The sequence below is a fragment of the Novosphingobium sp. ERW19 genome (assembly GCF_012641315.1).
Taxonomy (GTDB): domain Bacteria; phylum Pseudomonadota; class Alphaproteobacteria; order Sphingomonadales; family Sphingomonadaceae; genus Novosphingobium.
On the sequence record NZ_JABAIC010000036.1, the window covers coordinates 1 to 1402 of the forward strand.

2 protein-coding genes are annotated in these 1402 nt (G+C 60.8%); both read right to left on the reverse strand.

Annotation, left to right across the window (positions count from 1 at the left end):
* The coding region (locus tag HGI46_RS21780; RefSeq protein ID WP_346766795.1) for a sulfatase-like hydrolase/transferase at positions 1-630 on the reverse strand (630 nt) is incomplete at its 3' end.
* A 115-nt stretch (positions 631-745) separates the two neighbouring features.
* Positions 746-1402, reverse strand: a 657-nt coding sequence (locus HGI46_RS21785; protein WP_168905829.1) for a TonB-dependent receptor, incomplete at its 5' end; no start/stop codon positions are given.

Here is a 1402-nt window from a genome sequence, read left to right on the forward strand (position 1 = left end):
ATCATCTGGCAGAAAGGCGGGGATGCGAACCTGCTCTGGAGTAACGGGACCGGCCTTAGGGGCGCACATCTTTGACTCGTGGCTGGTGCCGGTGTTCATCACGCACAGGAACGGCTTGTCCTTGGGTGCCTTGCGCCAGTGCCCTTCGATGCCCTGAATGTCCCAGATGGCTGCCGGAACGACATCGCTGTTGTAGTCTGTCTTCGGGTTGTTGATGCAGAAGTAGCCCGCCGCACGCATCAGTTCAGGATAAGTGCGGAAAGATTGCGGCAGCTTAGCTTCGGCCCGCATGTGCTGGGCCGGCGAGCAGCTCTCGGGATTGACGCCGGTCAGCATGGCGAAGCGTGACGGCGCACAGACTGGCGCGTTCGAATAGGCATTGCCGAACAGCACGCCCTTCTTGGCCAAGGCGTCGATGTGCGGCGTATGGGCCAGCTTGTCACCGTAGGCGCCGACGTAGGGATTGTTGTCCTCGCTCACCAGCCAGAGGATGTTCGGCAACGCGCGAGGGGTCTGGCCTTGGGCTGTTGTGAGACCGGCTGCTCCGAGGCCTAGAGCACCGAGGGCCAAGGCTTGGCGGCGAGTGTGTAACATCGTGCGGCGCTCCCACTGCAGGCGCATGGATAACATTGATCAGCTTACCCACCGGAACGGACGGTCGGAAAACTTATGGCCGGCCCGGTGTGCGCAAACCGGCCAAGCCAAAGATTGGCCCGGTAAGCCAACTCACCGGGCCTTGGCTCTTTTAGAACCGGAAGCCGAGTGAGGCCCCGAAATAACGGTCAGCATTCTTGGGACGGAAAGCGTAGACGTCAACAACACTAAGGTTGTTACCGATTAGCGCAGACGTCGTGGTGGTCGTGTAGAAGTTCTGATTGAACAGGTTCTTCACGAAGACCGTCAGCGTGTAGCGCGAATCTGGCGCTGAAATCCCGATGCTGGCATCGACTAACGCATAGCCGTCCTGCGTCTGCAGCGGGTCCTGCTCGATCGCGAACTGCACGTCGCTTTGGTAAGATAGGTCAACCTGAACGAAGCCATCGAGTGAGGACGTGATCGGCCCTTGCCAGCGGGGGCTTACGTTGAAGCGCCACTCGGGCGAAACCGGAAGCTGCCCGCCCCGGACGTCCTGCACAAGGCCACTCGTCGCCAGGCTACCATTCGGCGCCCTGAACTGATAGCGATAGCACGTGTTGACGGGCCGGGTTCCACCCAGTGCGACAGTGATTGCGCTTGGCTGCAACTGGGTTGGGCAGTTCAGGCCGTCAACGTCGAGGGTAGCCTGCTGATAGGTGACGGCTGCGCTGACGGAAAAACGACGCGAGGGACGGAGCGTGGCTTCGATTTCCACGCCCTTGGTGCGCGAGCTGCCCGCATTGGTCGGCTGAAAGGCGATCACGCC